Genomic DNA, 26634 nt, shown 5'->3' with positions numbered 1-26634 from the left:
ATGACCGAACGCACCGGCAACGACAGCCTGGAGGAGCGCATCGGCTCCATCCTCTCGGCCCAGACACCCCCCGACGGGTGGAAGGACTCGCTGGCCGAGCTTTTCCAGCGCTATCGCGACCAGCAGCGCCTGCTGGACAGGCTGACCCACATCGCCGACCGATTTCAGGCCGCGGAGCGTGATCGCAGCCAGGCCTACCTGACCAGATACGAGCGCAAGGTGCGGCAGCTGGAGAAGATCGTGCGCATCAGCGACCAGTACCAGACCATGCTGCACCAGCTCAAGGAACGCCTGGAGCACGCTTCCAACTACGACGCCCTCACGGGCCTGCCCAACCGCCGCTACATGACCGTCCGACTGGAGGAGGCAGCCGCCCAGGCCGCGCGCAGGCCGGAACAGACCTTTGCGGTCATGGTCGCCGACATAGACAATTTCAAGGCCGTCAACGACGGCTTCGGACACGCCGCCGGGGACCGTGTGCTGCACGCCGTGGCCCGCGCCCTGGAACTCACCCTGCGCGAGTACGACCTCTGCGCGCGCTGGGGCGGCGAGGAATTCCTGCTCCTGTTCCCGTCCTGCGCGCGGGAGAACGTACCTGCCGTGGCCGAACGCCTGCGCCGGAACGTTCACGAAGCCCCTCTCGTCGACGACACCCCGGCCCCGACCATCAGCATCGGCTACACCCTGCACCGCCCCGGCGAGAACATCGACGCGACCCTGCTGCGGGCCGACGAGGCCCTGTACAAGGCCAAGGCCGCCGGGCGGAACTGCTGCATGGGGCTGTAGCGCAACCGGCCCTTGACACCTCTGCGCGCTTGCCCTAGCCGGGAAGCAGTTTTTGCAGGGGTGGCGAGGAGCCTGAGATGATACCCGTTGAACCTGATCTGGGTCGTGCCAGCGAAGGGAATTGCAAGACGTCCGCCGGGTCTCCCGGCGCCCCCTCACAGTCCTCGCCTCCACCGCTCCCATCCTTCAAGCAGTGCGAGGTATCCCCATGTCCGACCTGGCCCGCAGAGCCGCCGCGAACCTGACCGCCGTGAGGCGGGACAAACCGCTCGTCCACAACATCACCAATTTCGTGGTCATGAACGCCACGGCCAACGCCCTGCTGGCCTGCGGCGCGTCGCCCGTCATGGCCCACGCCGAGAACGAGGTCGAGGAGATGGCCGCCTTCGCCGGGGCCCTGGTGCTGAACATCGGCACCCTGACCGACGCCTGGGTCGCTTCCATGCTCAAGGCCGGAAAAAAGGCAGCGCAGCTCGGCAAACCCATCGTCCTGGACCCCGTGGGCTCCGGTGCGACGAAGCTGCGCACGGATGCGGCCAGAACCATCCTGGCCGAGACGAAGGTCTCGGTGGTGCGCGGCAACGCCTCGGAGATCCTGTCCCTCTCCGGCCGGTCGGCCGCCATCAGGGGCGTGGACTCCTGCAACTCCGTCGACGATGCCGCGCGCGTGGCCGGCCGCCTGGCCCTGGAACTCGGCGTCACCCTGGCCATCACCGGCCCCACGGACCTCGTCACCGACGGTCGGCGCGCGTTCTTCATCGAGGGCGGCCACCCGCTCATGCCCTTCGTCACGGGCACGGGCTGCACGGCCTCGGCCCTGGTCGGCGCCTTCCACGCCGTGGACCCGGACCCGCTGACCGCCGCGGCCACGGCGCTGGCCTTCCTCGGCCTGGCCGGAGAGCGCGCCGGTGCCAGGGCCGAGGGCCCAGGGTCCTTCCAGGTCCACCTCCTGGACGCCCTCTACGCCATCACCCCCGAGGAGCTGGCGGCCTCGTGCCGCATCCGCGAGGAGCGCCATGCCTGATTTCTCCCTTTACCTGGTCACGGACCGCGGGCTGTCCCTGGGCCGCGACACGGCCGACATCGTCCGGGCGGCCGTGGCCGGCGGGGTGACCTGCGTGCAACTGCGCGAAAAGAGCTGCGGCACGCGGGAGTTCGTGCGCGAGGCCAGGGCCGTGCGCGACATCCTGGCCGGAACCGGCGTGCCTCTCATCATCAACGACCGCGTTGACGTGGCCCTGGCCGTGGGCGCGGACGGCGTGCACCTGGGCCAGACCGACATGCTTCTCGCCGACGCCAGACGCCTGACGGGCCCGCACATGCTCATCGGCGTATCGGCCGAATGCGTGGAGGACGCAGTGCGCGCCCAGGCCGAGGGCGCCGACTACATCGGCGTGAGCCCCGTCTTCGCCACCCCGACCAAGACCGACACGGCCGTGCCCCTGGGTCTGGCCGGCGTGGCGGCCATCCGCGCGGCCGTGTCTCTGCCGGTCGTGGGCATCGGCGGCATCGGCCCGGCCAACGCGGCCGAGGTCATCCGGGCCGGGTGCGACGGCATCGCCGTGGTCTCGGCCATCGTCTCGGCGGCCGACCCCGAGAGGGCTGCGGCCGAGCTTCTCACCATCATCCGCAAGGCTCGGGAGGAATCATGAACCAGCCCAAGACATACGCGCGCGTCCTGACCATCGCCGGCTCCGACTCCGGCGGAGGCGCCGGCATCCAGGCCGACCTGAAGACCATCGCCGCCAACGGCTGCTACGGGGCCAGCGTCATCACGGCCCTGACGGCCCAGAACACCCTGGGCGTGACGGGCATCCACGCCGTGCCCGTGGACTTCGTGGCCGCGCAGATGGACGCGGTGCTGAGCGACATCGGGGCCGACGCCGTGAAGATCGGCATGCTCTTCTCGCCGGAGCTGATCCGCACCGTGGCCGCCGGCCTGACGCGCCACGGCGTGCGCACCGTCGTCCTGGACCCGGTCATGGTCGCCCAGAGCGGGGACAAGCTGCTGCAGGACGAGGCCATCGACGCCCTGAAGCGCGAACTCATCCCCCTGGCCTCCCTCATCACGCCCAACCTGCCCGAGGCCTCGGTCCTGCTCGGCCGCGACATCGACACGGCCGAGGCGGCCCGCGCCGCGGTCATGGACCTGGCGGCCCTGGGCTGCGAAAACGTGCTGGTCAAGGGCGGGCATCTGGAGTCCGGCGACAGCGACGACACGCTGCTCATCGGCCCGGAGAACCGCATCGTGACCCTGCGCGGCGAGCGCATCCCTACGCGCAACAACCACGGCACGGGCTGCACCCTGTCCTCGGCCATCGCCTCGAACCTGGCCAAGGGCCACGACGTGGAGACGGCCGTGCGCAACGCCAAGGAGTACATCAGCGGCGCCATCCGCGCCGGAGCCGGGTACGTCATCGGCAAAGGGCACGGGCCCGTGCACCACTTCTTCAAATTCTTCATGTGATGCCTGAGATTTCAAGCCGCCCCGACCCGGCGCTTTCCGCTCAGGCGCCCGGCGCATCCGCCATCACCCTGGACGGTCTGTCCTTCGATTTCGAGGGACGGCCCATCTTCCGGGACCTCGACCTGGCCATACCGGGCGGGAGGACGACCTGCATCCTCGGCCCCAGCGGCTGCGGCAAGTCGACCCTGCTCAAAATCATTGCCGGAACGCCGCATTACGCCTTTTCGGGTTCCGTGCGCTTCGAGGAGGGCGCGGACGCGGCCGTGTCCTGGATGAGCCAGAACGACCTGCTCCTGCCCTGGCTGTCCCTCCTGGACAACGTCCTGCTGGGCGCCAGACTGCGCGGGGAGTTGTGCCCGGAAAAGCGGGACAAGGCCCTGGCCCTCATCCGCGAGGCGGGCCTGGCGGGCAGCGAGGACAAGCTGCCCGCGGCCCTGTCCGGCGGCATGCGCCAACGCGGGGCCCTGCTGCGCACGCTGATGGAGGAGCGGCCGGTCATCCTCATGGACGAACCCTTCTCTGCCCTGGACGCCCTGACCCGCGTGCGCCTGCAGAACCTGGCGGCAAAGCTGACCTCCGGGGCCACGGTGGTCCTGGTTACCCACGACCCCATGGAGGCCCTGCGCCTGGGGCACCGCATCGTCGTCCTGGGCGGCGGACCCGCGCGGGTCATGGAGATCGTCGAACCCCAAGGCCCGACGCCGCGGGAACCCGGCACGGAGCTGGCGGCCCTGTATGCGCAGCTGCTGGCACGGCTCATGAACGCGGAGGCCGCATGAAGGCCCTGCGCCCCCTGACCCTGCTGGTCGGCCTCACGGGCCTGTGGCAGCTGCTGGTCACACTGACGGGGGTCCCGCCCTACATCCTGCCCGGCCCCATGCCCGTGGCCCGGGCCATGGCCGCGCACCTGCCGGCCCTGGCCGGGCATCTGGGCGCGACGCTGACGGAGATCCTGCTGGGCCTGACCCTGGGCACGCTCCTGGGCTCCTCGGCCGCCCTGGCCATGATCCTCTCGCCGCTGCTCAAGCGCTGGATGCTCCCCGTGCTGGTGGCCAGCCAGGCCGTCCCGGTCTTCGCCATGGCCCCGATCCTGGTCCTGTGGCTGGGCTACGGCATGGCCTCCAAGGTGGCCATGGCCGTGCTGATCATCTTCTTCCCCGTAGCCTCGTCCTTCTACTCCGGCATGCGCCGCACCGACGCCGACCTGCTGGAGCTGGCCCGCATCATGGACGCCAGGCCCCTCAAGGTCCTGACCAGCATCATCGTCCCCTCGGCCCTGCCGTCCTTCGCCGCCGGCCTGCGCGTGGCCACGGCCGTGGCCCCCATCGGCGCCGTGGTCGGCGAGTGGGTCGGTTCGAGCCGGGGCCTGGGTTACTTCATGCTGCACGCCAACGCGCGCATGCAGATCGACCTCATGTTCGCCGCCCTGACCGTCCTGGCGGCGGCTTCCTTGAGCCTCTACTTTCTCGTGGACCGGCTGCTGGACAGGCTGGTTTTCTGGCAGCCGAAGGATGCAGGGCAATGAAGACGCCTGTGCGCCATATCCCCGAGTCAAACCTACGGAATCGGGGAGCCCGCGACGCAGTGGAAGAAAAGGCATGGATTCCCGCCTTCGCGGGAATGACTCCTGATTGGCGCGCAGGATTATGGTCGGAAAGGCATGGATTCCCGCCTTCGCGGGAATGACTCCTGGGTGACGCGCGGGATTCAGTGACGACATCCGAAGGTTCCACCCAAAGGCCCATATCGGTGTCATCCCCGCGAAGGCGGGGATCCATCTTCGTCTCAGCACCGCCCGCAGTACCGACCCAGCGCGCCGGTTCGCTGCGGTCCGGGGCCGGCAACTGTCTGACTGAGCCGGGCATCGTTTGTTTTCCCGTCGCCTTCCGCCCGAAGTGCAGGTGTTCGTCCGACAGCGGCGACGGGAAAACAGTACGAGGCCAGCGAAGGAGTTTTGGCGGCCCCGGACCGCAGCGAGCCGGTGCGCGGCCGCCCTGTCACACCCCCTTTTCCCGTCATTTCACAACGCTAACCAAAGGACGCAATATGAAAAAACTCATCATCCTCGCCTCCCTCCTCCTCTTCGCCACGACGGCCCAGGCCGAGAAGCTGACCGTGCTTCTGGACTGGTTCGTCAACCCCGACCACGCGCCCCTCTTCGTGGCCCAGGAAAAGGGCTTCTTCAAGGCGCGCGGCCTGGACGTGGAGTTCATCGCCCCGTCCAATCCCAACGACCCGCCCAAGCTCGTGGCCGCCGGCCAGGCCGACATCGCCGTGTCCTACCAGCACCAGCACCAGGTGCAGGTGGCCGAAGGACTGCCCCTGACGCGCATCGCCACGCTGGTCGCCACGCCTCTCAACTCCCTGGTGGTCCTGAAGGACGGCCCCATCAAGACCATCGCCGACCTCAAGGGCAAGACCATCGGCTATTCCGTAGGCGGCTTCGAGACAGCCATCCTCAAGGCGATGCTTGCAAAGGAAGGCCTGACCCTTGATGACGTGAAGCTCGTCAACGTCAACTTCTCCCTGTCCCCGTCCCTGTTCACGGGTCAGACCGACGCCGTCATCGGCGCCTTCCGCAACTTCGAACTGAACCAGATGGACATCGAGGGCCGTCCGGGCCGGGCCTTTTTCGTGGAGGAACACGGCGTGCCGCCCTACGACGAGCTCATCCTCGTGGCCGCGTCCAAGAATACGGCCGACCCGAGGCTGCGCCGCTTCGTCGACGCCCTGGAGGAAGGCGTGCAGTTCCTGGTCAACCACCCCGAGGAGAGCTGGAAGCTCTTCGTCTCCGGCGACCGGGCATCCCTGGACGACGAACTGAACCGCCGCGCCTGGCGCGACACCCTGCCCCGCTTCGCCCTGCGCCCCGGCGCCCTGGACCGGGCCCGCTACATGCGTTTCGCGGAGTTCCTGCAGCGCGAGAAGCTTGTCACGACGATGCCGCCCCTCGAATCGTGGGCGGTGGAACTGCGCTGAAAAAAGAAACCCCCGGCCATCGGTCGGGGGTTTCGCTTTTTACGGGGGATGTCCAGCCATCCGGATGCGTCGCAGCCCGTCAGGCCCGGGCCCTGGATTTCGCCAGCACGACCCCGGCCAGCATGACCACGGCGAAAATGCTCAGGTAGGCCACCACGGCCATGCCGTGGGCGTAGCAGGCGGCGTAGATCATGAAGAGGCTGCCGCACAGGGCCAGGGCCGGCAGCACGAAGCGCGTCAGCACGGGCAGGTCGCCTTCGTTGCGCATGAAGGACACGAAGATCGGCAGGTACATGGCGTAGAGGGTCACGATGGGCAGCTCCGAGGAATCGAAGCAGAAAAAGCCGAACCACGGGTCCGTCAGGTTGGCCCCGTAGAAGTAGACCAGCCAGACGGCCGAGAGCAGCAGCCCGAGGATGGCCGAGTTGGTCGGCATGTTGGAGACGGGGTCGATCTGCCGGAACATGGCCACGGCCGGACCCTCGCCGCGGGCTGCGATGGAGTAGACGCCGCGCGTGCAGCCGAGCATGAGGCCGTTGAGCGTACCCAGGCAGGAGATGATGACGAAGACGAAGACCAGCGTCCCGCCGAGGTTCGAGAACACGGTCTCGAAGGCGAGCTTGGCCCCTTCCTGGCCGCCAGCCATGAGGGTCTCGTTGGTCACGGCGCCGGCCAGGCCCACGTAGTAGAGGATGTAGACGAGCATGACGCCGAAGGTGCCGGCCACCAGGGCGATGGGCAGGTTGCGCTTGGAGTCCTTGAGTTCGGCGTTGATGCTCGTGGCGATGATCCAGCCCTCGTAGGCGAAGGATGTGGCCACCACGGCCGTGAACAGGGCCACGGTGGGCTCGACCTCGGTCACCACGGTCGTGAAGTTGCGCATGATCATGCCGTTGCCCATGCCGAAAACCGTGCCGACAACGGCCATGAGCGCCAGGGGAATGAGCTTGATGACCGTGGCCGTGACCTGGAACTTCCCGGCCAGGACGGGCGAAAGGGCGTTCAGGGCGTAGCTGGCCACGAGGTAGAAGCCGGCGATGGTCATGCACTGCCCGCCGGTGATGTCCCAGCCGAAGAGCACGCAGGTGTAGCGCGCCGAGACCCAGGCCAGGACCGAGGTCAGGGTCGGGTAGTAGATCATGGCCATGAACCAGCCGACATAGTAGCCGTAGGTCCTCCCCATGGCCGCCTCGGCGTAGTCCACGATGCCGTTCACCCGCTCGTACTTGGTGGCCATGATGGCGAAGGTGCAGGCGCAGGAGATCATGATCAGCCCGCCGATGACCCAGGACAGGATGCCCAGCGGCAGGTTCCCGCCCGTGGCGGTGAGGATCTTCTCCGCCTTGAAGAACACGCCGCTGCCGATGACGATGCCCACGACCATGGCGATGGCGGTGAACAGACCGAATTTCTTGCTCAGTTCCTGAGACACTGCACGCTCCTTGCCCATCTACTACACATTATCGATTTTCGATCATAACACTTTCATTTCACACTACATTTCCAAACGCCGCACGAAACAAGGGCGCCCTACCCGATGGCCGGGACAATGTAAACGCCATGCCAGCGGGAAAAGCGAGGGACATCTGCGGTAAAGAAAACACGCGCAATGCCGATAAACGTTACATGGCAAGAGTATCTGTTTCACGGGAGGCAAGGCCATGAACGTGCACGGTGCGGGAAATTCGCAGGCATGGGGAAATATCCGGCCGGAACAGGGCGACATGAACGCCCGGGAGGCCAGGCATGCAGCCAGGGAAACGGCCAGGCCGTCTGCCGTCGATGCGGCGGTTGCGGATGGCGAGGGCGGTGGCGCCAGAGGGGTCATCCGCCTCCTGCAGGAAGGGCACTTCAAGGGCGTGGCGGATGTGCGCCTGCGCATCAATTTCTTTGACGAACTTCAGGCCGCGGGAGCCGCCAATGCCGCACGGACACTCGACAGCGGCGTGCAGGGCCTGATCGATACCCTCGGCAAGACCAGCGAGGGGCCCTTGGCCGCACTGCTCGGAACCGACGACATGACGGCGGACGACCTTACCGCGCTGGCCGACGGCTTCAAGCAGGACGCCGAAGAAATCCTCGCTCAATTCCGCAGCGGGGAAACGGACCTGAACGGCGCGCTGGACGCCCTCGAAGCCGCCCTGATGTCCCTGGCGGAACCCGCCGTGCCTGCAGCCGAACCGGCAGCGGAACCCTCGACCGAACCGGCGGCCGATCAAGCAGCCGACACCATCCCGGAGATGGCTGCAGACATCGCGGCCGAGGCCGAGGCGCCGGTGGAGAACACCGAGGACCTCAGCACCACGATCACCGCCGCGGCCCAGGACCAGGAGGGGATTGAATCCACCGATCAGCCTGCGGATACGCCCGGTCCCTCCGCTTACGACCTTTTGCGCACGGAACTCACGAAGCTCATGGCCGATTTGCGGAAGAGCGTGACGGACACCCAGGCCCTGCCTCCCCTTTCGCCGCCGCGGGGAAACGGGCAGGCCTACTCCAAGTTTCTGGAAATATACAACACCTTGATCGGCGGCGGCGTGACCGAACCGGCCACGGGGGCCGCAGCCGAACCGGTGGCCGAGCCGTTGGACGTGCTGGTCTAGAATTGCCTTCATGGGGCAACGACGCAGGGGCGATCATGCGCAGCACATGATCGCCTTTCCGCGTTTCCGCTCCTCCTGAAATTGACGGGGGCGCCTCGCCCTCGAAAATACATCCTCAGCGAGAAAAAATGTAAGACAAGGATTGGCAACTTGAAAAGAGAATGATACCGAATTGTTGACAAAGTGACACACGGCCGGGCCAACTCCTGACCCGGCAACTTGGCGGCAGCATGCTCTGGGAATGCAGAGAGCCACACCTGTGTCAATACAGCAGGAGACAACCATGCCGGACAACTCGGAAAACAGAAAATACCCGCGCTCGGCCAGCCTCAGACGGTGCGGAATCATCTCCCCGGCCTACGACTCGCCTTTCCCCGCCCGCATCATCAACCACAGCGCCTACGGCCTGCTGCTTGAGCTCGATTACCCGTTGCCCGTCGAAGACGTGCTGATCAAGGTCTTCCCGGGCGACGAGGCGACCGGCGCCATCGACTACGAGCGACCGGACTTCATGGTCGGGATGGTCCGGTGGTGCAACCAGCAGATGGGAGGCTGGTCCGGCATGTACCAGGCCGGTATTGAGCTCGTCTCCCTGAAGCCCCGGAAAGACATCATCTGAATCCGCCCCCCTTTTCCTGATTTCCGGAACGCGGCGCGCCTCATCAGGGCGCGCCGTTTCTTTCCTTCTTTTTCTGCGCGGACGTTGACGCGCCCCGCCGTTCCGGGCCACATCCGGGACCGAAACCAACAGATACCGGAGTTCCCATGCCTGGCAATTTGGCCCAATGGATCGAACGGCACTTCCTGACCCTGGCCGTCGGCTTTTCCGCCCTCGCCCTCCTGCATCCCCCGCTTTTCGCCTGGATCAGGCCGCACATCTCCCTGGGCCTGGGCATCATCATGTTCGGTATGGGACTGACCCTGGAGTTCTCGGATTTCGTCCGCGTGGGCAGGCAGTGGCGCACGGCGGGCCTGGGCGTGGCGTTGCAGTATGTGCTCATGCCCGCCATCGCCTGGACCGTGTGCCTGGCGCTCAACCTTCCGACCGAAGCGGCCCTGGGCGTCATTCTGGTGGGTTGCTGCCCTTCGGGCACGGCCTCAAACGTCGTGGCCTACTTCGCCCGCGCCGACGTGCCCCTGTCCGTGGTCATGACGCTGGCCTCGACGCTGCTTGCCCCGCTGGTCACTCCGGCCCTGGTGGAGCTGCTGGCCGGCGCGCGGGTCGAGGTCGACTTCTGGGCCATGGTCCGGTCCGTCTTCTGGATCGTGCTCTTCCCCCTCCTGGACGGCCTCGTGCTGCGCAGGCTTCTGCGCAAACGGCTGAGCGGGGTCATCGGCATCTTCCCATCGATCTCCGTGCTGACGATCTCCGCCGTCATCGCCTGCGTCGTGGCTCTGAACCAAAAGACCATCCTGCAGTTTCCGGCCCTGGTCATGCTGGCCGTGGTCCTGCACAACGGGCTCGGATTCCTCTGCGGATACTGGGGAGCCAAGGCCATGGGCGGCACGCGGCAAGCCGCCAGGACCATCTCCATCGAGGTCGGGATACAGAATTCGGGGCTCGCCGTGGCCCTGGCCGGAACGTTTTTCGGACCGGGCGCGGCTTTGGCCGGGGCGATCTTCAGTCTGTGGCAGAACCTGGCCGGAATGACCCTGGCGCGGTTCTGGACAAGGGGCGGGAACGGTGACGAGGAAGAATCTTCAGGCGGGAACAACGCCCGGGCCTGAGCGGTGACGGGCAAACTTTGCCGTTTCAGACTCTGATGGACGTGACGCCCTTGCCGCCGGCCTGCAGGCGGCCCAGGATGTCGAGAACGCGCCGATCCTGGGCGGCGGAGCTCTCGTCGCCCTGCTCCAGATGGCGGGCCAGGCGGGCCTGGAATTCAGCCAACCAGTCCACCCGGCCGCTGCCGTCGGGCGAAGTCAGCAGTTCGGTGGAGCCGGCGAAGCTCGGGTCGAGGCTCATGGCGGCGTGATCGTCCAGGCCGATGGTCCCGCTGCGGTAGAGCTGCTGCGACACGGCGGCCAACTCGTCCCGGGACAGGGCGCGGACGTCGACGCCCTTGCCGAGCTGATGCCAGACGGTCTCCTGCGCCTGCGGGAACGCCTGCCGCATGGTCTGGGAAGGACGGGGGTCGGGACGGCTGACGGCGTCGGCCAGGGAGCCGATGACGGAGAACGCCGCTTTGGCTATGCCGAGGACGGCCAGGGGAGCGATGGTCATGGGATGCCTCCGGAAAAAAATTCCTTGCACCCCTTCTCTTGCAGGCCGCGTTCCAGAAGGCCGGAATTCACCGGGGCAAGGGGTTTTCCCTTGCCTGCCTGCGGTCGGAGGAGTAGGGCTGCCCCTCACCCTTTCACCACACAAAGACCATGACGACATCAGCCCCGACCAAAATCCGCGCCCTGCTCATCCTGGCCCTGCTGGCGGCCTTTCCGCCGCTGTCCACGGACATGTATCTGCCGGCCCTGCCCTCCCTGACGGCCCTCTGGAACACCACCGAGGCGACCATCAACCTGACGCTGGTGGCCTTTTTCGTCAGTTTCAGCCTGGCCCTGCTCTTCTACGGCCCCATTTCGGACCGCTACGGCCGCAAGCCCGTGCTCATGGCCGGCATTTCCATCTACATCCTGGCCTGCCTGGTCTGCGCCGCGGCCGACAGCCCGTGGATGCTCGTGTTCGGACGCATCCTGCAGGGCATGGGCGCAGCCTCGGCCTCGACCCTCTCCCTGGCCATGACCAAGGACTGTTTCGAAGGAGCCGAGCGCGAGCGCGTCATGGCCCACATGGCCGTCATCGTGTCCCTGGCGCCCATGCTGGCCCCGGTGCTCGGCGGACTCATCCTGAATTTCGCCGGCTGGCCGCTCATTTTCCACACCCAGGTCGTGCTCGGCGTCGTGTCCATGTGGGGCGTGTGGCGGCTGAAGGAACCCGCTCCGGCCACGGGCCGCAGCCTCGGGCAGGTCCTGGCGGCCTACGTGAAGCTCATAGCCAACCTGCGCTTCATGACGCTGTGCACCCTCATCGCCTTGGGGATGACCCCGCTCTTCTGCTTCATCGGCGGGTCCGCGTTCATCTTCATCGACCACTTCGGCCTCAGCGAACAGGTCTACAGCTACTTCTTCGCCTTCAATTCGGGGGCGCTGATGCTCGGCTTCTGGATCTGCGGCCGCCTGCTCAAGCGCCATGTGCCCGGGTTCAAGATCATCATCATGGGGTACTGCGGCATCCTGGCCGGAGCCGTGGCCTTGGCCTTCTGCGCGGAACTCGGTCCCTGGGGCATGGCCGTGCCCATGGCTTTCCTGACCATGAGCCTGGGAATGACCCGCCCGCCGAGCAGCAACTTCCTGCTCGAACAGGTCCGGCAGGACGCGGGTTCGGCGGCGTCGCTCATCATGTTCACCTACTTCGTGGGCGGCGCCACGGCCATGTGGTTCATCGCCCTGCCCTGGGACAACAAGATCCTAACCCTGGCCCTGGTCGGCGTGGCCACCAGCGCCCTGGTCCTGGCCCTGCTGCCGAAACTCGGGCGGGCGCGGACGGAATAACCCGGCCTTCGCCCGCCGCAAAAACCTTCCGGCGATGCCGGACCTGCCCCGTCTCTTCCTTTCCTTTGGGAAAATCGCGTCGTCGGTCTTCTGGGGAACGGGAGTAGTCGGGCCATTCCGAAACACGCCAACCAATCATCTCTCGACGACATCCGTCATCGCCAGGCGGCCCATCCCGCCGACGGGCAAGCCGTTGCCCGATTTTCGGTGTCTTTCCTTTTTTTACACCCAACCTCCGCATGCATCCATCCGAAATAGAAGCATATCTTCATTGAACCGCTCTCGCGGGGACGTTCTTCCTGTCGGAATCGCTTACACACCGCCAGACGTAAAAAACATTTAAAATCGAAGAGATGAATCGGATTGGCAGGTTACCGCAGTGGTATGCCGGATGCATGCCTTTCATATCATGACACCGGCAAGGAGGTGTGAGCCATGAACAAAAAGTTAATTTTTAGCAGTATATTAGTTAGTTGCGCAATACTGCTCTCAGCAACTCTTGTTTGTGCGGATACCGTCTACTGGACGGACTGGACAAGCGTAACGTCGGCATCTCCCGGCGTGATCGGCACCCTTGACCCAGGGTCGGGAGCGATCAACGTCGCGTTTTCCGGAACTTATTCCTTTGCGCAGACAAGCGGAGGAACGAACTACTGGAACCCTTCTACTCCGTATATCTCCCCAGTCGTCGGCAACGCGCCACCGGCCTCTGACATCATTGCCCTGAGCACTGGGGGAACCGTCAACATCACGTTTTCCCAAGCGGTGCTTGATCCTCTTATCGCGTTGGTGAGTTGGAACTTCAACACCGTCGACTTCGGAGTGCCGATAGAAATTCTCAGCTACGGCGCAGGCTATTTTGGCACCGGGACGCCCATTCTCAATAGCGACAGGGACGGTTTTTACGGAAACGGCGAAGTTCACGGCGTGATCAGATTGCCGGGCACATACAGCGCCATCTCATTCACCCACACCTCGGAGAATTGGCATGGCTTCACCGTCGGTGTTGTAGGCGCAGGCGAGCAACCGCCAACCGTACCTGAACCCTCCACCATGCTTCTCCTCGGCCTGGGCTTGCTGGCCGTTGCGGGAGTGGGGCGGAAGCATGGCTGAACGTTTTATGTAGCCCACCTCAAACGGGACGACGCAGACCATAACGAAAGACCCCGCCAAAGACTTCACGTCTTTGGCGGGGTCGATGTTTTCAGCTGGTGGGCCAACAAGGAATCGAACCTTGAACCTGCTGATTAAGAGTCAGATGCTCTACCAATTGAGCTATTGGCCCACAGGTCGGAATAGGCGAAACATGTCAACATATTAGCTACACAAACTTGTTTCGCGCCGACAACGAAGAGGCTTCTACGGTTTTCCCCGTTGCTCGTCAAGGGGAAAAAAAAACCTTTTGTCACATTACCGTTTCTCCCCTCTCCGGCTTTCTTCTACAGCAGATACTTCACGCCCTCGCACGCAGCCAGGGCGCGGCTCAGACTGTCCAGGACCTCGCGGGTCTCGAGACGCATGCGCACGGTGTAGGTCACGTAGGACCCGTTGCGCGAGACGTTGCTGGCCGCGAGCTTTTCTTCGAAGCCATGGCTGCGGATGACCTCGCAGATGGCGGCGAAGGCCTCGTCGGTGCGCACGGCGATGATCTTGAATTCCCAGTGGAGCGGGAACTCGAGTTCCGGTCGTTTCATTTCGGCTCCTTGTTGACGTAGTTATGCGGGACGGCTAGTCCAAGGGCCAGCGCCCGCGGCTCTTCGGCCCGTGACGCACTCCATGGCCCAGGTTTTTTCGACCGGTCAACCACAATTTTTGGCGAGGTGCGGATGGAATCCATCCGGGAATTGTATCGCATCGGGGCTGGCCCCTCCAGCAGCCACACCATGGGCCCCAAACTGGCGGCCGAGCGTTTCCGGGCCCGCGTGCCCCAGGCGGCCGGTTTCCGCGTCGTGCTCTACGAGAGCCTGGCCGCCACGGGCAAGGGGCACCTCACGGACAAGGCCGTGACCCAGGCCCTGGCCCCCCTGCCCGTGGAGATCGTCTGGTCCCCGGGCCTGCGGCGCCCCGAGCACCCCAACGCCATGGACTTCATGGCCCTGGACGGCGACGGGAACGTCATCGATTCCTGGACCGTCTTCAGCATCGGTGGCGGCGCCCTGCGCGACGACGACGTGTCGAGCCGCCCGCCCGAGGTATACCCCCTGCACACCCTGACCGAAATCATGGACCTGTGCGCCGAGGAGGGCATGACCTACTGGGAGTTCGTGGCCCGGCACGAGGGCGAGGAAATCTGGGACTTCCTGCAGACCGTCTGGGACACCATGCGGGACTGCATCGAGCGCGGCCTGACCACCGAAGGCGTGCTGCCCGGAGGCCTCGGCCTGGCGCGAAAGGCCTGCTCGTACCACCAGAAAGCCATCCTGGGCGGGGCCGAACTGCGCCGCACGGGCCTGCTGGCTGCCTACGCCCTGGCCGTGTCCGAGGAGAACGCCGCCGGCGGCACGGTGGTCACGGCCCCGACCTGCGGGGCCAGTGGCGTCCTGCCCGCGGTGCTGCGCTACCTGAAGGAAACCATGGAATCGCGCCCCAGGGCCATCCTCCAGGCCCTGGCCACGGCCGGGCTCATCGGTCTGGTCATCAAGAACAACGCGTCCATCTCGGGGGCCGAGGTCGGCTGTCAGGGCGAGGTCGGCTCGGCCTGCGCCATGGCAGCGGCGGCCGCGGCCCAGCTCATGGGTGGCACCATCCGCCAGATCGAGTACGCCGCCGAGATGGGGCTGGAGCACCACCTGGGCCTGACCTGCGACCCCGTGGGCGGCCTGGTCCAGATCCCCTGCATCGAGCGCAATGCCATGGCCGCGACCAAGGCCATGAGCATCGCGCAGATGGTGCTCCTGTCCGACGGTTCCCACCGCATCCCCTTTGACGAAGTGGTGCGAGTCATGAAAGAGACAGGGCACGACCTGCCGAGTCTCTACCGGGAGACATCCCATGGCGGCCTGGCCAAGGCCTACGGCGAACGAAAACGAGGAAACGCATGAAGCCAGAAGAGGAAGATTTCGACGAGCTGCCGTCCGGCAAGGAATCCGACGAGCCCAATTCCCGGGCCAAAGAACTGAAGCTCTTTACCATGTGCCTGAAAAAATTCATCAAGAAGGTTTTTCAGCACATGGTCGCCACGCGCTTTTCAACCTGGAAGGAGCTGGCCATCCACGACCAGGACGGCCTGGCCTACCCCATCTACAACTACGTCATCGACGCCTCCGACGCCAGGCTGCGCAAGGCCTACGAGGGCTACGGCCTGGACATCGACGGCGGCATCCTGCTGGCCGACCTGTCCGTGTCCGCCATGCTTGATGAGGAAGGGTCCATCGGTCTGGAATTCTACCTCTACGAGACCACGTCCATCGTGCCCTACGTGTGCGAGGATTTCGAGGCCGTCGAGAACGAACGGCCGGACATGGCCCACTTCCGCAAGATCAACCACACGGAGTTCGAGACCCTCTACGACGAACTCAAGCAGCACGGCATCTTCGAGGACCTCTACTACGAGCTGAACAAGTCCATCCTGCTCATCGAGCTGTCCGAACGCGAAGCCCTGGCTCAGGTCAAGAAGGACAGCCTGCGCATCCTGACCGGCATCTTCGCCCGGGCCAAGTCCATCTCCAACCTGAGCACCATCACCAACACCGACATCAAGGAGTTCAAGCTGGATTTCGAACAGGGCGAACGCGCGTTCTCCTTCGTCATCCTGAACGGCCACGATGCGGACAACCTGCCCGTCTACTCCTCGGTGCTGACCCTGCCGGAGTACAAGTCCGTGGCCCAGTACGTGGACCTCGACACGCTCTATGAAAAGCTCCTCAAGGTACTGCGGGCAAAGAACATCGCCGACCCCGAGACCGTGCTCCACGACGCGTTGCGGCCAAGCGACAGGACCGCCCAGGCCGCGCAGCCGTCCGCATTCGGTCAGTAAGCCTCCAGACGGGGGCTTGCCTTGACCCGCCTTGCGAAACTCCTATACATATGGAGTATGGTTCGTTTCGACCGTGCATCGCATGGACGCCGGACATTTCCGAACACCGAAACCAAGGAGCGAACAATGCTGAAACGCAACATGACATGCATCCTCGCCTTCGTTCTGCTTGTCGGGACAGGGTTCCTGGCATCCTGCGCATCCAGCCGGTCGGGGCAGGTCTATTCCCGAGACCAGGCGCGACAGGAAATGACCGTAAACTACGGAACCGTTCGTGAAGTCCGCAGCGTCCAGATCGAAGGCTCCAAGACCGGCCTCGGGACCGTGGCCGGCGGCGTGGCCGGCGGCGTGCTCGGCAGCCAGGTCGGCGGCGGAGCCGGACGGGTCGTGGGCGGCGTGCTCGGCGCCCTGGGCGGCGCGGCGATCGGCGCCGTGTCCGAAGAAGGCCTGACCAGGCGCAACGGCCTCGAAATCATGGTTGAACTCGACACCGGGCAGATCCTGTCCATCGTCCAGGAAGCAGACGTCCCGTTCTCGCCCGGCGAACGGGTGCGCGTCCTGCGCGCCAACGACGGTTCGTCCAGGGTCCAGAAGTAGCCAATTCCACATCAAGGAGCACCCGATGGAGCTGACCATCGTCCCGATCAAGAACCCCCAGTCCCTGAACATGATTCTGGGCATGTCCCACTTCATCAAGACCGTGGAGGACGTGCACGAGGCCATGGTCAACACCGTGCCCGGAGCGAAGTTCGGCCTGGCCTTCTGCGAGGCCTCCGACGCCTGCCTGATCCGCACCTCCGGCACGGACCCGGATCTGGTACAGCTGGCCACCGAAAACGCCCAGGCCCTGTCCTGCGGGCACAGCTTCATTCTCTTCATGCGCGACATGTACCCCATCAACGTCGTCAACACGATCCAGAACGTGCCCGAGGTCGTGCGCCTCTTCTGCGCCTCGGCCAACCCGGTCCAGGCCATCGTGGCCCAGACGGACCAGGGGCGCGGCATCCTCGGCGTGATCGACGGCTTCGCCTCCAAGGGCGTGGAGACCGACGAGGACAAGGCCAAGCGCTCCAAGCTCCTGCGCATGATCGGCTACAAGTTCTAGGATGCCCGAAACCCGCACCACGACCGTTCTGGTGGTGGACGACGACGCGTTCGTCCGCGCCACCACCGGCACGGTGCTCAGATCACGCGGCTTCGAGGTCCTGCAGGCCGGCAACGGCCTGGAGGGCCTCGATCTTTTCCGGAGCCGCCGGCCGGACCTGCTCATCGTCGATCTGAAGATGCCGGTCATGAACGGCCTGGACCTTCTCTCGCACCTGTCCGACGTCATTGATCGCGTGCCGGTCCTGGTCATCTCCGGCGAGGGCGGCCTGGACGAAGCCGTCAAGGCCCTGCGCCTGGGCGCCTGGGACTATCTCGTCAAGCCCATCGTCTCGCCCACGGTCCTGAACCATGCCGTGGACAAGGCCCTGGAGCGCGCGGCCCTGATCCGCGAAAACGAGGAGTACCGCCTGGGCCTGGAACGCCAGGTCCAGCAGCGCACCCTGGAACTGCAGAAGGCCAACCTCGAACTGGAGCATCAGTTCCTCAAGCAGCAGAAGCTGGGCATCATCGGCACCATCGCCGGCGGCATGGCCCACGACTTCAACAACATCCTGTCATCCGTCGTCTTCTCGGCCGAGCTCGTCCGCGGGGCCGTCGAGGCCGGAGAGCCCCCGGACCAGGAGGACCTGGACCGCATCCTGCGCGTCTGCCAGCGCGGCACCTCCCTCATCCGCAGCGTCCTGCACTTCACGGGCAAGATGCACGAGGAGTTCACGCGCTTCCCCATCCGCTACGCCATGCTCGAAGCCCTAGAAATCATCCGCGGGACGACCCCCCCGCACATCGCCATCGAGGCGAGCCTCGACCCCGACCCGGGCGCCCTTTTCGGCGACCCCGTCCATCTGCAGCAGATCCTCATGAACCTGACCAACAACGCCGTGCACGCCCTGGCCGGATCGCCGGACCCGCGCATCGTGATCACGGTTCGCAGGCACTCGGACCAGGATCCGGAGCTGCTGGTCACCGACCCGGACAGCGTGCTGACGGTCATCACCGTGTCCGACAACGGCCCCGGCATCCCCGACGAGGACCTGTCGCGGCTGTGCGAGCCATTCTTCACCACCAAGCCCAAGGACGAGGGCACGGGACTGGGCCTCTTCGTAACCCAGAAGATCGTCAAGACCCTGCGCGGCAAACTGCTTTTCTCCGGCAACGAGGCCGGCGGCCTGACGGTGAGGGTCTGCCTGCCGGCCACCCCCCATGGACCCGCGGAAAGTCCCGAAGCGGCCGCGCCTCCGGAAATAATGGGCTGCGGCGAACGCATCCTGGTGGTCGAGTCGGACCCCGAAGTCCGGGCCGCGACCTGCTCCTGCCTGACCAGACTCGGCTATGAACCAATCCAGGCCGACAGCCCGGGCCGGGGCATCGAAACCATCGCCGCGCAGTCCAGCCGGCTGGACCTCGTGCTGACCGAGGACGGCACAGCCGGACAGGTGGAGGAATTGTGCGCAGCCCTGAACGCGGCAGGATCGCAGGCCTGCGTGGTCCTGGCCTCGGCCTCCCCCACTCCGGGACTCGCCTTTCGTCCCGGGAGGGTCTGCAGGGTCATTTCCAAGCCCGTGGATATGGGTTCCCTCGGCCGCGCCCTGCGCCACTGCCTCTCCCGCCCTTCCCGCAAAATGTGATGCCGGCGCATTGCCTTGGCGGCCCCCGCGTCTTATCAGTTCGCCATACTCAACGACAGGAGCGTTTCATATGGAAAAGACCGACATCCTCATCATCGGGCAGGGTCCCGCAGGGCTTTCAGCAGCCATCTACACGGCCCGGGCCGGCATGCGCACCCTGATCGTCGGCTGCGCCCCAAAGGTTGCGGGCGACTATGAGATCGACAACTACTTCGGCTTCACCGAAACCATCACGGGCAAGGAACTCATCGAACGGGGCCGCGCCCAGGCCGCCAAGTTCGGCGTCGAAATGCGCTGCGATCGGGTGCTGGCCGTACATCAGAACGGGGAACAGAAATTCGTGGCCAAGACCGAGGAAGGCGAGATCGAGGCCACGGCCCTCATCCTGGCCACAGGCGTGTCCAGGGTCCGGCCGGGCATCGCCAACCTCGGCGACTACGAGGGCAAGGGCGTGTCCTACTGCGTGAGCTGCGACGGCTACTTCATGCGCGGCAAGCCGGTCATGGTCGTCGGCGAAGCCAATTTCGCGGCCAACCAGGCCCTCGAACTGCTGCAGTACACGCCGAGCGTGCAGGTATGCACCCAGGGAAAGGCCCCGGAAATGAGCGAGGAATTCCTCCTGCGCCTGCGCGAAAACGGCATCCCGGTGCTGCAGAAGAAGATCGCGAGCCTGGCCGGCAACGGCGGCCTGGAGCAGGTGGTCCTGGACAGCGGGGAGCACATCGACGCCCAGGGACTCTTCATCGCCATGGGCCAGGCCTCGTCCAACGACTTCGCCTACAGCCTGGGTCTCTTGCGCAACGGGCAGTTCATCGACACGGACCGCGAGCAGCGCACCAACATCCCCGGGGTCTTCGCCGCCGGCGACTGCGTGGGCCGCTTCCTGCAGATCAGCGTGGCCGTGGGCGAAGGCGCCCTGGCCGGACGCGCGGCCATCAGCCACGTCAAGGAAAGCCGCCGCGCCAACCTTGACAAATAAGGCCCCGGAAACATAACAAGCCCAAACCGTCACAGGCGGGCCAATAGCTCAGTTGGTAGAGCCCCCGGCTCATAACCGGATGGTCCCAGGTTCGACCCCTGGTTGGCCCACCATTCATACAAAATCAGCCCGCGCAATGCGGGCTTTTTTGTGCAATTCAACCAATAATCACGAATTGTTAGTTTCATTACCCATCAGATCAATTCATTTCTCTGCAACGTGTGGATAATTTTATTGGGGTACGATTGTGGGGTATCGTGCCAAGGGTGGTCTTTAAGATAACGTGAACGCGGTATCTTGTGCTTGCAGACGCAAAAGTTCGAGCGGCAAAGCCGGCCGACAAAGCTTATAAACTTCACGATGCCGACGAGCAGAGCTTGCAGACACACAGATCCCTGCCCTTGAACCAAGCCCGACGCAGGGCCAGGGCGGTCATCTTGTCCGTAAAAATTTCCTCTCGGCTCTGCGCCGGTAGGGTCAGGTCCGAAGTGCCCTTGTGACCTGCGTGCCAAGAATGACCCCAAGAGCGTACGGCGCGTCCTGGAGATATTTCACCTCCTGCACGACCTCGGCGACGACGCCTGTGCCCTGCAGTGGGTGGCGACCATCTATCGCTACATGGCGGGGACCATGGACATCGAGGCAGAGGTCGTGCAGGATATTGCCCACCGGACACTTTCGACGAGTAAGAGGGACACCGTCATGACGCTGGCTGAAAAACTGCACCAGAAAGGGCTCATGGAAGGGAAACTGGAAGGACGGCTGGAGGGCAGGCAGAGTGTGCTGCAACGCCTCCTGGCCAAACGGTTCGGCGACTCCATCCTCGACATCCGACTGCAGGAGCGGCTTCGCTCAGCCACGCAGGAAGAACTCGACACATGGGCTGAGCGCATCCTCGACGCAGCCACCATCGACGACATCTTCACCGATTGCGCACCAGACTGAGCCGGCGCGGTCGGAACGAGCACGTTTCAACCGGGAGCAAGAACCCGGCGAACACGACACGAATACGAAACCTGAAAAAATCGCGGGCGCAGCCGCCTGATGGCCTGAGCGGCAGCCCCTCCGGCGTCCATGCTTCCGCCGAACGTCTCCGTCCCGGGCACCGGCGCCGAAGCAGCGGCCGTCTTGAACGTCGGCGCCAACGCACCGGCCGATCCAGGCGAACCGGGAAATGCCCCTGCCGCGTCACGGGGCGATCTCGATGGTCTCCTGCCTCTCCATCAGCGGCCTGGCCGCCACTCCGCCGCAGCTGGTCTTGCAGATCTGGTTGAGCCTGAAGTTCAGTACGTATTTCCCGGGCGTCTCGAAGACCAGGCTGGTCACCGGGTATCCGGGTATGATTCTCGGCTTGGGGCCGTCGGGGCTTTCGAGGATGTCCACGTTGATGGCCACGGACTGCCCCGACGGCGGGGTGTAGCCGCCCATGTCGAAGGACGCGGTCATGTCCGCGCCCACGCTTCGCGTCCCCTGCAGGACGAGTCGGCCGCCCTCCGTCCCGGCGGTCCGGTTGCCGCCCGCGACGGCGAGACCGGTCACGCCGAGGCACAAGACAGTTATGAGCACGCAGATACGTCGCATTTTTCCTCCCGAAGCTCGGATTCACCTGCCTTGCTGATACGCCCAAAAAGAAATAAGACAATCCGGTGGGTAGATAATGGGTAGAACGCCTTGCCGGAGAAGAACGCCATGAAGACGCCCGTCACGAACGGCCACGAGGGCCTGCTGCGGCTGATCGAGTCACACCAGGACTATTTCCTCGAAAGATGGACCATCCGCATGGAGGCCGCAGGATATCTGCAGCACACCACGGCCAAGCGCGTAGACTGCATGGTCGCGCTGCAGGAATTCCTGCACCCGATCCTCGCCGACATCGAATCGGGCGGCATTCCATCGGATTTCCCGGAACTGCTCCGCCGCGACAGCGACTGGGAACGCTTCCTGATCGAATCGTCCCGCCGCCACCGGGCGCGCGGCATCACCTTCGACATGTTCCTCGGGTGCTTCAAGACCTTCATCCACAGCCTCCTCGACGTCATCGAAGCCATGGATGCCGAATACGCCCGCAAGGTGGAGGCGCGCAGGCTGATCCGGCTCTACGGCGACGCCCTCGAAGTGCTCTACCTGCAGGACTGGATCCGCACCTTCCCCGATTTCTCGGACGGCAGGCTCGACGACATGAACCGGCTCCTGACCCTGGAGAAATGCCGCTTCGAAAACATCCTGAACGCCACCTCGGACCTCATCCTCGTGGTGGACGTCACCGGACAGGTGGTGAACATCAACGCCGCGGTCAAGGCCGTCATGGACGAGGCGCGCGTGCTGCATCGGCCCATCTGGGAAGTCCTGTCCCTGGAGGGCGACAGCGTCGAGGAACTGCTCCGGTACTATCCCGTCGGCATCACCTGCGAGCTTGCGCCCTTCGGGGAGAACGCCATCTACAAGATGCAGGTCAACCCCCTGAAGTCCGTAAGCATGGCCAGCGACCAGTACATCTTCGTGCTGACGAACATGACCACCCAGGCCCTGCAGCGCGAGAAACTGGAGCGCATCGTCGACGAAAAGACCGAGGCCCTGCGCAGGGAAAAGGCGCAGCTCGAAGAGATGAACATCACCCTGCGCAACGTCCTCAAGAGCGTCGGCCGGGAACACGAGGAGCACGCCAGCAACCTGGCCGCCAAGGTCAACACCCTCGTGCTGCCGGCCCTGGAGCGTATCGAGTCCGAGAACGACCCGGCCATCCGCAAGGGCTACGTCACCGTCGTCAAGGACCAGCTGACGCGCCTTTTGCCCCGCGACTCCGGCGGCATGCCCCTGCTCCTCAAGCTCACGCAGATGGAGATGAAGGTCTGCCAGTTCATCCAGTCCGGCCATTCCAACAAGGACATCGCCGACCTCCTGAACCTCTCCGTGGAAACCATCCAGACCCACCGCAAGAGCATCCGCCGCAAGCTCGGCCTGCACGGCCGCAACATCAGCCTCTATGCCCATCTCAACACCATGGGGCTGGACGCGTCGATGGGTAGTTGAAACTACCCAATATTTACCCTGAATCCCGCCTGTCGGACATGGCATCGCTGACGTACCTGTGATACGGGTACTCTGTACCTCTACTTGTAACCAAGGTACGTCAGCATGTCCGCATTTGCATTTCCCATCATCGAAGCCCTGCGCGACTTCTTCGCCGCATCCGACGCGGACGGCCTGAAGGACGCGGCCGCCCGCATCGCCCGGCACGCCGGGATCGCAATCCCTGCCGATACGGACTGGGCAGCGGCCGAGTACGAGTTCAACCGCCTCTTCGTCGGACCGGCCGCAGTACCGGCCCCGCCCTTCGCCTCGGCCTGGTCCGAAACCGACCGCGCCCTCATGGGCCGGGCGACCATGGAGGCGCGGCAGACATACCACCGCCTCGGCCTGGCCGTGCCCGGAGAGGGCGTCATCCCCGACGACCACCTGGCCTACGAACTCGAAGCCGTGCTGGCCATGAAGTCCATGCTCGCCGCGCAAGCAGGCGAGCCGGACGCCGGGACCGCGGAACTGCACGCATGGTTCATCGGCGAGCATCTGGCGCACTGGATCCCCCCCTTCGTCCGGACAGTCAGGGAGCACGCGACCGGCGGCGGCGTCATCGCCTTGGCCGCGGACGCCCTGTCCTCGTGGTTCGAAAGCGAACGCAATTCAACAGCAGCGCCGCGCCGGGGCTGAAGCCCGCGCGGTCGAGGAGGAGTGACATGTCACACACACCGAGTGGATTGAGCAGGCGGCAGTTCCTGAAGGGGCTGACCATGGCCGGGGCGGCCTCGCTCCTGCCCCTGCGCCTGCTGATGCCGTACACCGCCCAGGCTGCCACGGCATTCAACGCCAAGGATTTTCAGATCTTCCGCAACGCCTGCCCCCGCAACTGCTACGACACCTGCTCCATCAAGACGTACGTCAAGGACGGGGTCGTGCAGTTCATCGAGGGGGCGCAGGAGTCGACCTTCACGGCCGGTGGACTGTGCGTCAAAGGCTATGCCTACCCCCGGCGCGTCTATAGCCCCGACCGCATCAAGTACCCCATGGTCCAGGACGGCCGCCGTTCGGGCAACTGGCGGCGCGTATCCTGGGACGAAGCCATGGACCGCATCGCGAAGAAGATCCTCGAGATCAAGGAAAAGGACGGGAGCCTTCTGGGCCTGGGCCTGACCAAATATTCCGGCAACTTCGGCATCACCAACTACGGCGTCGAAGGCATGATGTCGTCCCTGGGCTACACCACCCGCTTCGTGGGTACCCCCTGCTGGCCGGCGGGCATCGACGCCCAGAACTACGACCTGGGCGACATGTGGTGCAACGACCCGGAGGATATGGTCAAGGCCAGGTACGTGATCGTCTGGGGCGCCAACCCCGCCTGGTGTTCGGTGCACTCCATGAAGTACATCCTGGAAGCCAAGCGGCGCGGCGCCAAGGTCGTGGTCATCGACCCCGTCTTCACCCAGACCGCGGCCAAGGCCGACGTCTTCTGGCAGCCCGAGGTGTCCAGCGACGGCGCCCTGGCCCTGGGCATGGCCCGGCACATCCTCGACAAGGGGTTGGTGGACAAGGGCTTCGTGACTGAAAACGCCCTCGGGTTCGAGGAATTCGCCGCCTACCTGCGCGAGAACGTGACCGTGGAATGGGCAGCGGGAGTCAGCGGTATCCCGGCCGAGCAGATCCGCGAGGTGGCCGAGGAATTCGCCACGGCGGACCCGGCGACCATCTGGATCGGCTACGGCATGCAGCGCCACACCAACGGCGGGGCCTCGGTGCGGGCCCTCGACGCCCTGGTGGCCATGACCGGCAACGTCGGCAAGGAAGGCGGCGGAGCGCGCTACGGCCATCTGCGGACCTGGGGCTTCAACTACCACGCCCTCCTCCAGAAGCAGCCCGAGGGCTCCGTGGGCTTCGTCGGCGCGGGCGGCCCCAAGGGCGAGTTCGACTTCACCAAGGGCGAGGCGGCCAGCTACACGGACCGCACCTTCAACATCAACAAGACCGCCCAGGGCATCCTCGACGCCAAGGACCCGGCCATCAGGATGCTGTGGGTGTCGTGCAAGAACCCCTTCGCCCAGGACTTCGACCGGCCCAAGCTCGAGAAGGCCTTCGACACGCTGGAGCTGGTCGTGACCGTGGACCAGTTCTTCAACGAGACCGTGGCCAACTCCGACATCGTCCTGCCGGTGACGACCCTTTTCGAGGAATGGACCGTCAACGTGTCCTACTGGCATTACTGGCTGGGCATCAACGAGCAGGCCATCACCCCCATGTACGAGACGAAGTCGAATATCGAGATCGCGTCCCTGCTTTCAAAGAAGATGAACGCGCTTGCCCCCGGTTCCTGCACCTTCCCGCAGGACATCGACACCAGGGAGTGGATGGAGAAGGAGTTCAACCAGGGCATCTACGACCTCTTCGGCATCACGCACTGGACGGACCTGAGGAACGGCCCCGTCAAGGCACGGCTCGCCTCCACCGCCTCCTGGCACGACATGAAGTTCGGGACCCCGTCGGGCAAGTACGAGTTCCGCTCGGACCTCTGCGCCGAGCACGGCCATGAAGCCCTCCCCAAGTACAAGGAAGGCCGCAAGCCCTACGACGAGTTCCGGTTGCTGACCCCGCACACCAAGTTCGGCCTGCATTCGCAGTTCATCAACCTCGACTGGATGCACGAATACAACAAGGAGCCCTTCCTCTACATGCACCCGGACGACGCGCGCGCCAAGAACATCAAGGACCTGGACACGGTCCGCGTCTTCAACAAGGTCGGCGAGGTGCGCGTCAAGGTCAAACTGACCCGAAACGTCGCCCCGAAGAGCCTCGTCATGTACGAGGCCTGGTTCGGACGCGGCAACGACTTCAACGTCCAGAACCTCGTGGACGACGAGGCCGCGGACATGGGCGCCTACAAGACCGGCGCGCCCGGCGTGGCCATTCACGGACAGTTCGCCAATGTCGAACGGGTCTAAGGAGCGATAGCGATGAAAAAACACTACGCATTTCTGGTTGATTCGGAGAAGTGCATCGGCTGCTTCACCTGCGCCATGGCCTGCCGGAATTACTACCATCAGGTCGAGGGCGTGGTCTGGCGACAGGTCTATCCCCTGGGTGAGCCCATCTACCCGCACCGGGAAAGGGCCTTCTTCTCCCTGGCCTGCAACCATTGCGAAAACCCGGCCTGCCTGAACGTCTGCCCCGTCGAGGCCTACACCAAGCGCGAAGAGGACGGGGTCGTGGTCCATCACCAGGAGAAGTGCATCGGCTGCGGCAACTGCATCCGCTCGTGCCCCTACGGCGCGCCCGTCTACAACCCCGTGGAGAAGCGCGCGGAAAAATGCAGCCTCTGCCACGAACGCCTCGACGCAGGCCTCCTGCCGGCCTGCGTGCAGAGCTGCCCCACCGGCGCGCTGAAGCTCGTGGACCTGGCGACCATGGAGCACGGAAACGAGATTCAATTCCCGGCCGGGTTCCCCCGAAACGAGAAGGTGAACCCTTCCACCCGCTTCATCATGCCCAAAGTGCCGACCCTGGTAAGGAGGTAGCGA

At 64.8% G+C, this 26634-nt stretch carries 27 protein-coding genes and 2 tRNA genes; 24 read left to right on the top strand and 5 right to left on the bottom strand.

Translation table 11 applies throughout. The features are described 5' to 3' along the window. From siaD to ACZ5AC_RS04740, 7 genes are all read left to right on the top strand, one after another. Positions 1-786 carry a biofilm regulation diguanylate cyclase SiaD gene (siaD, locus tag ACZ5AC_RS04770; RefSeq protein WP_464249812.1) on the top strand — a complete coding sequence of 262 codons (786 nt, stop codon included), beginning with the start codon at positions 1-3 and terminating at the stop codon, positions 784-786. 208 nt (positions 787-994) lie between these two features. Then, positions 995-1810: a hydroxyethylthiazole kinase gene (thiM, locus tag ACZ5AC_RS04765; protein ID WP_464249811.1), complete on the top strand. Its 816-nt coding sequence runs from the start codon at positions 995-997 to the stop codon at positions 1808-1810. Next, positions 1803-2438: a thiamine phosphate synthase gene (gene thiE, locus ACZ5AC_RS04760; protein WP_464249810.1), complete on the top strand. Its 636-nt coding sequence runs from the start codon at positions 1803-1805 to the stop codon at positions 2436-2438. Before thiM ends, thiE begins: the two co-directional genes overlap by 8 nt. Continuing rightward, positions 2435-3253, top strand: coding sequence for a bifunctional hydroxymethylpyrimidine kinase/phosphomethylpyrimidine kinase (gene thiD / locus ACZ5AC_RS04755; RefSeq protein ID WP_464249809.1), 819 nt, complete (start codon positions 2435-2437; stop codon positions 3251-3253). Before thiE ends, thiD begins: the two co-directional genes overlap by 4 nt. Continuing rightward, positions 3253-4032 carry an ABC transporter ATP-binding protein gene (locus tag ACZ5AC_RS04750; protein ID WP_464249808.1) on the top strand — a complete coding sequence of 260 codons (780 nt, stop codon included), beginning with the start codon at positions 3253-3255 and terminating at the stop codon, positions 4030-4032. The genes thiD and ACZ5AC_RS04750 overlap by 1 nt, the downstream gene beginning before the upstream one ends. Beyond that, positions 4029-4778: an ABC transporter permease gene (locus ACZ5AC_RS04745; RefSeq protein WP_464249807.1), complete on the top strand. Its 750-nt coding sequence runs from the start codon at positions 4029-4031 to the stop codon at positions 4776-4778. Before ACZ5AC_RS04750 ends, ACZ5AC_RS04745 begins: the two co-directional genes overlap by 4 nt. Before the next feature lie 521 nt (positions 4779-5299). Continuing rightward, the gene (locus ACZ5AC_RS04740) at positions 5300-6232 is read left to right on the top strand and encodes an ABC transporter substrate-binding protein (protein WP_464249806.1); all 933 of its coding nucleotides are present in this window, start codon (positions 5300-5302) and stop codon (positions 6230-6232) included. A gap of 79 nt (positions 6233-6311) precedes the next feature. On the opposite strand, the gene ACZ5AC_RS04735 is transcribed toward ACZ5AC_RS04740, so the two are convergent. Continuing rightward, positions 6312-7664: an APC family permease gene (locus tag ACZ5AC_RS04735; protein WP_464249805.1), complete on the bottom strand. Its 1353-nt coding sequence runs from the start codon at positions 7662-7664 to the stop codon at positions 6312-6314. A gap of 229 nt (positions 7665-7893) precedes the next feature. On the opposite strand from ACZ5AC_RS04735, the gene ACZ5AC_RS04730 reads away from it, so the two are divergent. From ACZ5AC_RS04730 to ACZ5AC_RS04720, 3 genes are all read left to right on the top strand, one after another. Beyond that, positions 7894-8835, top strand: a complete 942-nt coding sequence (locus tag ACZ5AC_RS04730; RefSeq protein WP_464249804.1) for a hypothetical protein — start codon at positions 7894-7896, stop codon at positions 8833-8835. Positions 8836-9118: 283 nt separating this feature from the next. After that, the gene (locus tag ACZ5AC_RS04725; protein WP_464249803.1) at positions 9119-9454 is read left to right on the top strand and encodes a hypothetical protein; all 336 of its coding nucleotides are present in this window, start codon (positions 9119-9121) and stop codon (positions 9452-9454) included. A 146-nt stretch (positions 9455-9600) separates the two neighbouring features. Continuing rightward, complete coding sequence (locus ACZ5AC_RS04720) at positions 9601-10563, top strand: bile acid:sodium symporter family protein (protein ID WP_464249802.1); 963 nt, start codon at positions 9601-9603, stop codon at positions 10561-10563. Between the two features lie 25 nt (positions 10564-10588). On the opposite strand, the gene ACZ5AC_RS04715 is transcribed toward ACZ5AC_RS04720, so the two are convergent. Further along, complete coding sequence (locus tag ACZ5AC_RS04715) at positions 10589-11059, bottom strand: hypothetical protein (protein ID WP_464249801.1); 471 nt, start codon at positions 11057-11059, stop codon at positions 10589-10591. 149 nt (positions 11060-11208) lie between these two features. Here ACZ5AC_RS04715 and ACZ5AC_RS04710 point away from each other — a divergent pair, with 149 nt between their 5' ends. Continuing rightward, entirely contained in the window at positions 11209-12384 is a 1176-nt protein-coding gene (locus ACZ5AC_RS04710; RefSeq protein ID WP_464249800.1) for a multidrug effflux MFS transporter, read from the top strand. 435 nt (positions 12385-12819) lie between these two features. After that, positions 12820-13497, top strand: coding sequence for a PEP-CTERM sorting domain-containing protein (locus tag ACZ5AC_RS04705; RefSeq protein ID WP_464249799.1), 678 nt, complete (start codon positions 12820-12822; stop codon positions 13495-13497). Positions 13498-13593: 96 nt separating this feature from the next. On the opposite strand, the gene ACZ5AC_RS04700 is transcribed toward ACZ5AC_RS04705, so the two are convergent. Both ACZ5AC_RS04700 and ACZ5AC_RS04695 read right to left on the bottom strand, forming a co-directional pair. Next, positions 13594-13669, bottom strand: a tRNA-Lys gene (locus tag ACZ5AC_RS04700). 154 nt (positions 13670-13823) lie between these two features. Continuing rightward, positions 13824-14078 carry an HP0495 family protein gene (locus ACZ5AC_RS04695; RefSeq protein WP_464249798.1) on the bottom strand — a complete coding sequence of 85 codons (255 nt, stop codon included), beginning with the start codon at positions 14076-14078 and terminating at the stop codon, positions 13824-13826. A 132-nt stretch (positions 14079-14210) separates the two neighbouring features. On the opposite strand from ACZ5AC_RS04695, the gene ACZ5AC_RS04690 reads away from it, so the two are divergent. The 8 genes from ACZ5AC_RS04690 (at position 14211) to ACZ5AC_RS04655 (ending at position 21016) form a co-directional block, all read left to right on the top strand. After that, complete coding sequence (locus ACZ5AC_RS04690; protein WP_464249797.1) at positions 14211-15425, top strand: L-serine ammonia-lyase; 1215 nt, start codon at positions 14211-14213, stop codon at positions 15423-15425. Further along, positions 15422-16360: a hypothetical protein gene (locus ACZ5AC_RS04685; protein ID WP_464249796.1), complete on the top strand. Its 939-nt coding sequence runs from the start codon at positions 15422-15424 to the stop codon at positions 16358-16360. Before ACZ5AC_RS04690 ends, ACZ5AC_RS04685 begins: the two co-directional genes overlap by 4 nt. 126 nt (positions 16361-16486) lie before the next feature. Continuing rightward, positions 16487-16957, top strand: coding sequence for an outer membrane lipoprotein (locus ACZ5AC_RS04680; RefSeq protein WP_464249795.1), 471 nt, complete (start codon positions 16487-16489; stop codon positions 16955-16957). 25 nt (positions 16958-16982) lie between these two features. Next, the gene (locus ACZ5AC_RS04675; RefSeq protein WP_464249794.1) at positions 16983-17465 is read left to right on the top strand and encodes an adenosine-specific kinase; all 483 of its coding nucleotides are present in this window, start codon (positions 16983-16985) and stop codon (positions 17463-17465) included. A gap of 1 nt (position 17466) precedes the next feature. Further along, a complete protein-coding gene (locus ACZ5AC_RS04670) occupies positions 17467-19092 on the top strand; it encodes a hybrid sensor histidine kinase/response regulator (RefSeq protein ID WP_464249793.1) in 1626 nt (541 codons plus the stop codon). Positions 19093-19162: 70 nt separating this feature from the next. Then, on the top strand, positions 19163-20071 hold the full coding sequence (locus ACZ5AC_RS04665) for an NAD(P)/FAD-dependent oxidoreductase (protein WP_464249792.1): 909 nt from the start codon (positions 19163-19165) through the stop codon (positions 20069-20071). A 37-nt stretch (positions 20072-20108) separates the two neighbouring features. Continuing rightward, positions 20109-20184, top strand: a tRNA-Ile gene (locus ACZ5AC_RS04660). Positions 20185-20701: 517 nt separating this feature from the next. Continuing rightward, complete coding sequence (locus ACZ5AC_RS04655; RefSeq protein ID WP_464249791.1) at positions 20702-21016, top strand: DUF4351 domain-containing protein; 315 nt, start codon at positions 20702-20704, stop codon at positions 21014-21016. Between the two features lie 243 nt (positions 21017-21259). Here the strand turns inward: ACZ5AC_RS04655 and ACZ5AC_RS04650 are convergent, their stop codons facing one another. Continuing rightward, a complete protein-coding gene (locus ACZ5AC_RS04650; RefSeq protein WP_464249790.1) occupies positions 21260-21652 on the bottom strand; it encodes a hypothetical protein in 393 nt (130 codons plus the stop codon). Positions 21653-21760: 108 nt separating this feature from the next. On the opposite strand from ACZ5AC_RS04650, the gene ACZ5AC_RS04645 reads away from it, so the two are divergent. From ACZ5AC_RS04645 to ACZ5AC_RS04630, 4 genes are all read left to right on the top strand, one after another. Continuing rightward, on the top strand, positions 21761-23101 hold the full coding sequence (locus tag ACZ5AC_RS04645) for a LuxR C-terminal-related transcriptional regulator (protein WP_464249789.1): 1341 nt from the start codon (positions 21761-21763) through the stop codon (positions 23099-23101). Positions 23102-23206: 105 nt separating this feature from the next. Beyond that, positions 23207-23779, top strand: coding sequence for a TorD/DmsD family molecular chaperone (locus tag ACZ5AC_RS04640; protein WP_464249788.1), 573 nt, complete (start codon positions 23207-23209; stop codon positions 23777-23779). 26 nt (positions 23780-23805) lie between these two features. Further along, positions 23806-26058 carry a molybdopterin-dependent oxidoreductase gene (locus ACZ5AC_RS04635; protein WP_464249787.1) on the top strand — a complete coding sequence of 751 codons (2253 nt, stop codon included), beginning with the start codon at positions 23806-23808 and terminating at the stop codon, positions 26056-26058. 12 nt (positions 26059-26070) lie between these two features. Next, positions 26071-26631: a 4Fe-4S dicluster domain-containing protein gene (locus tag ACZ5AC_RS04630; protein WP_464249786.1), complete on the top strand. Its 561-nt coding sequence runs from the start codon at positions 26071-26073 to the stop codon at positions 26629-26631. The last annotated feature ends 3 nt before the right edge of the window (positions 26632-26634 follow it).

Source organism: Desulfomicrobium aestuarii (assembly GCF_055385525.1).
This window is presented reverse-complemented; position numbering and strand designations above follow the sequence as displayed.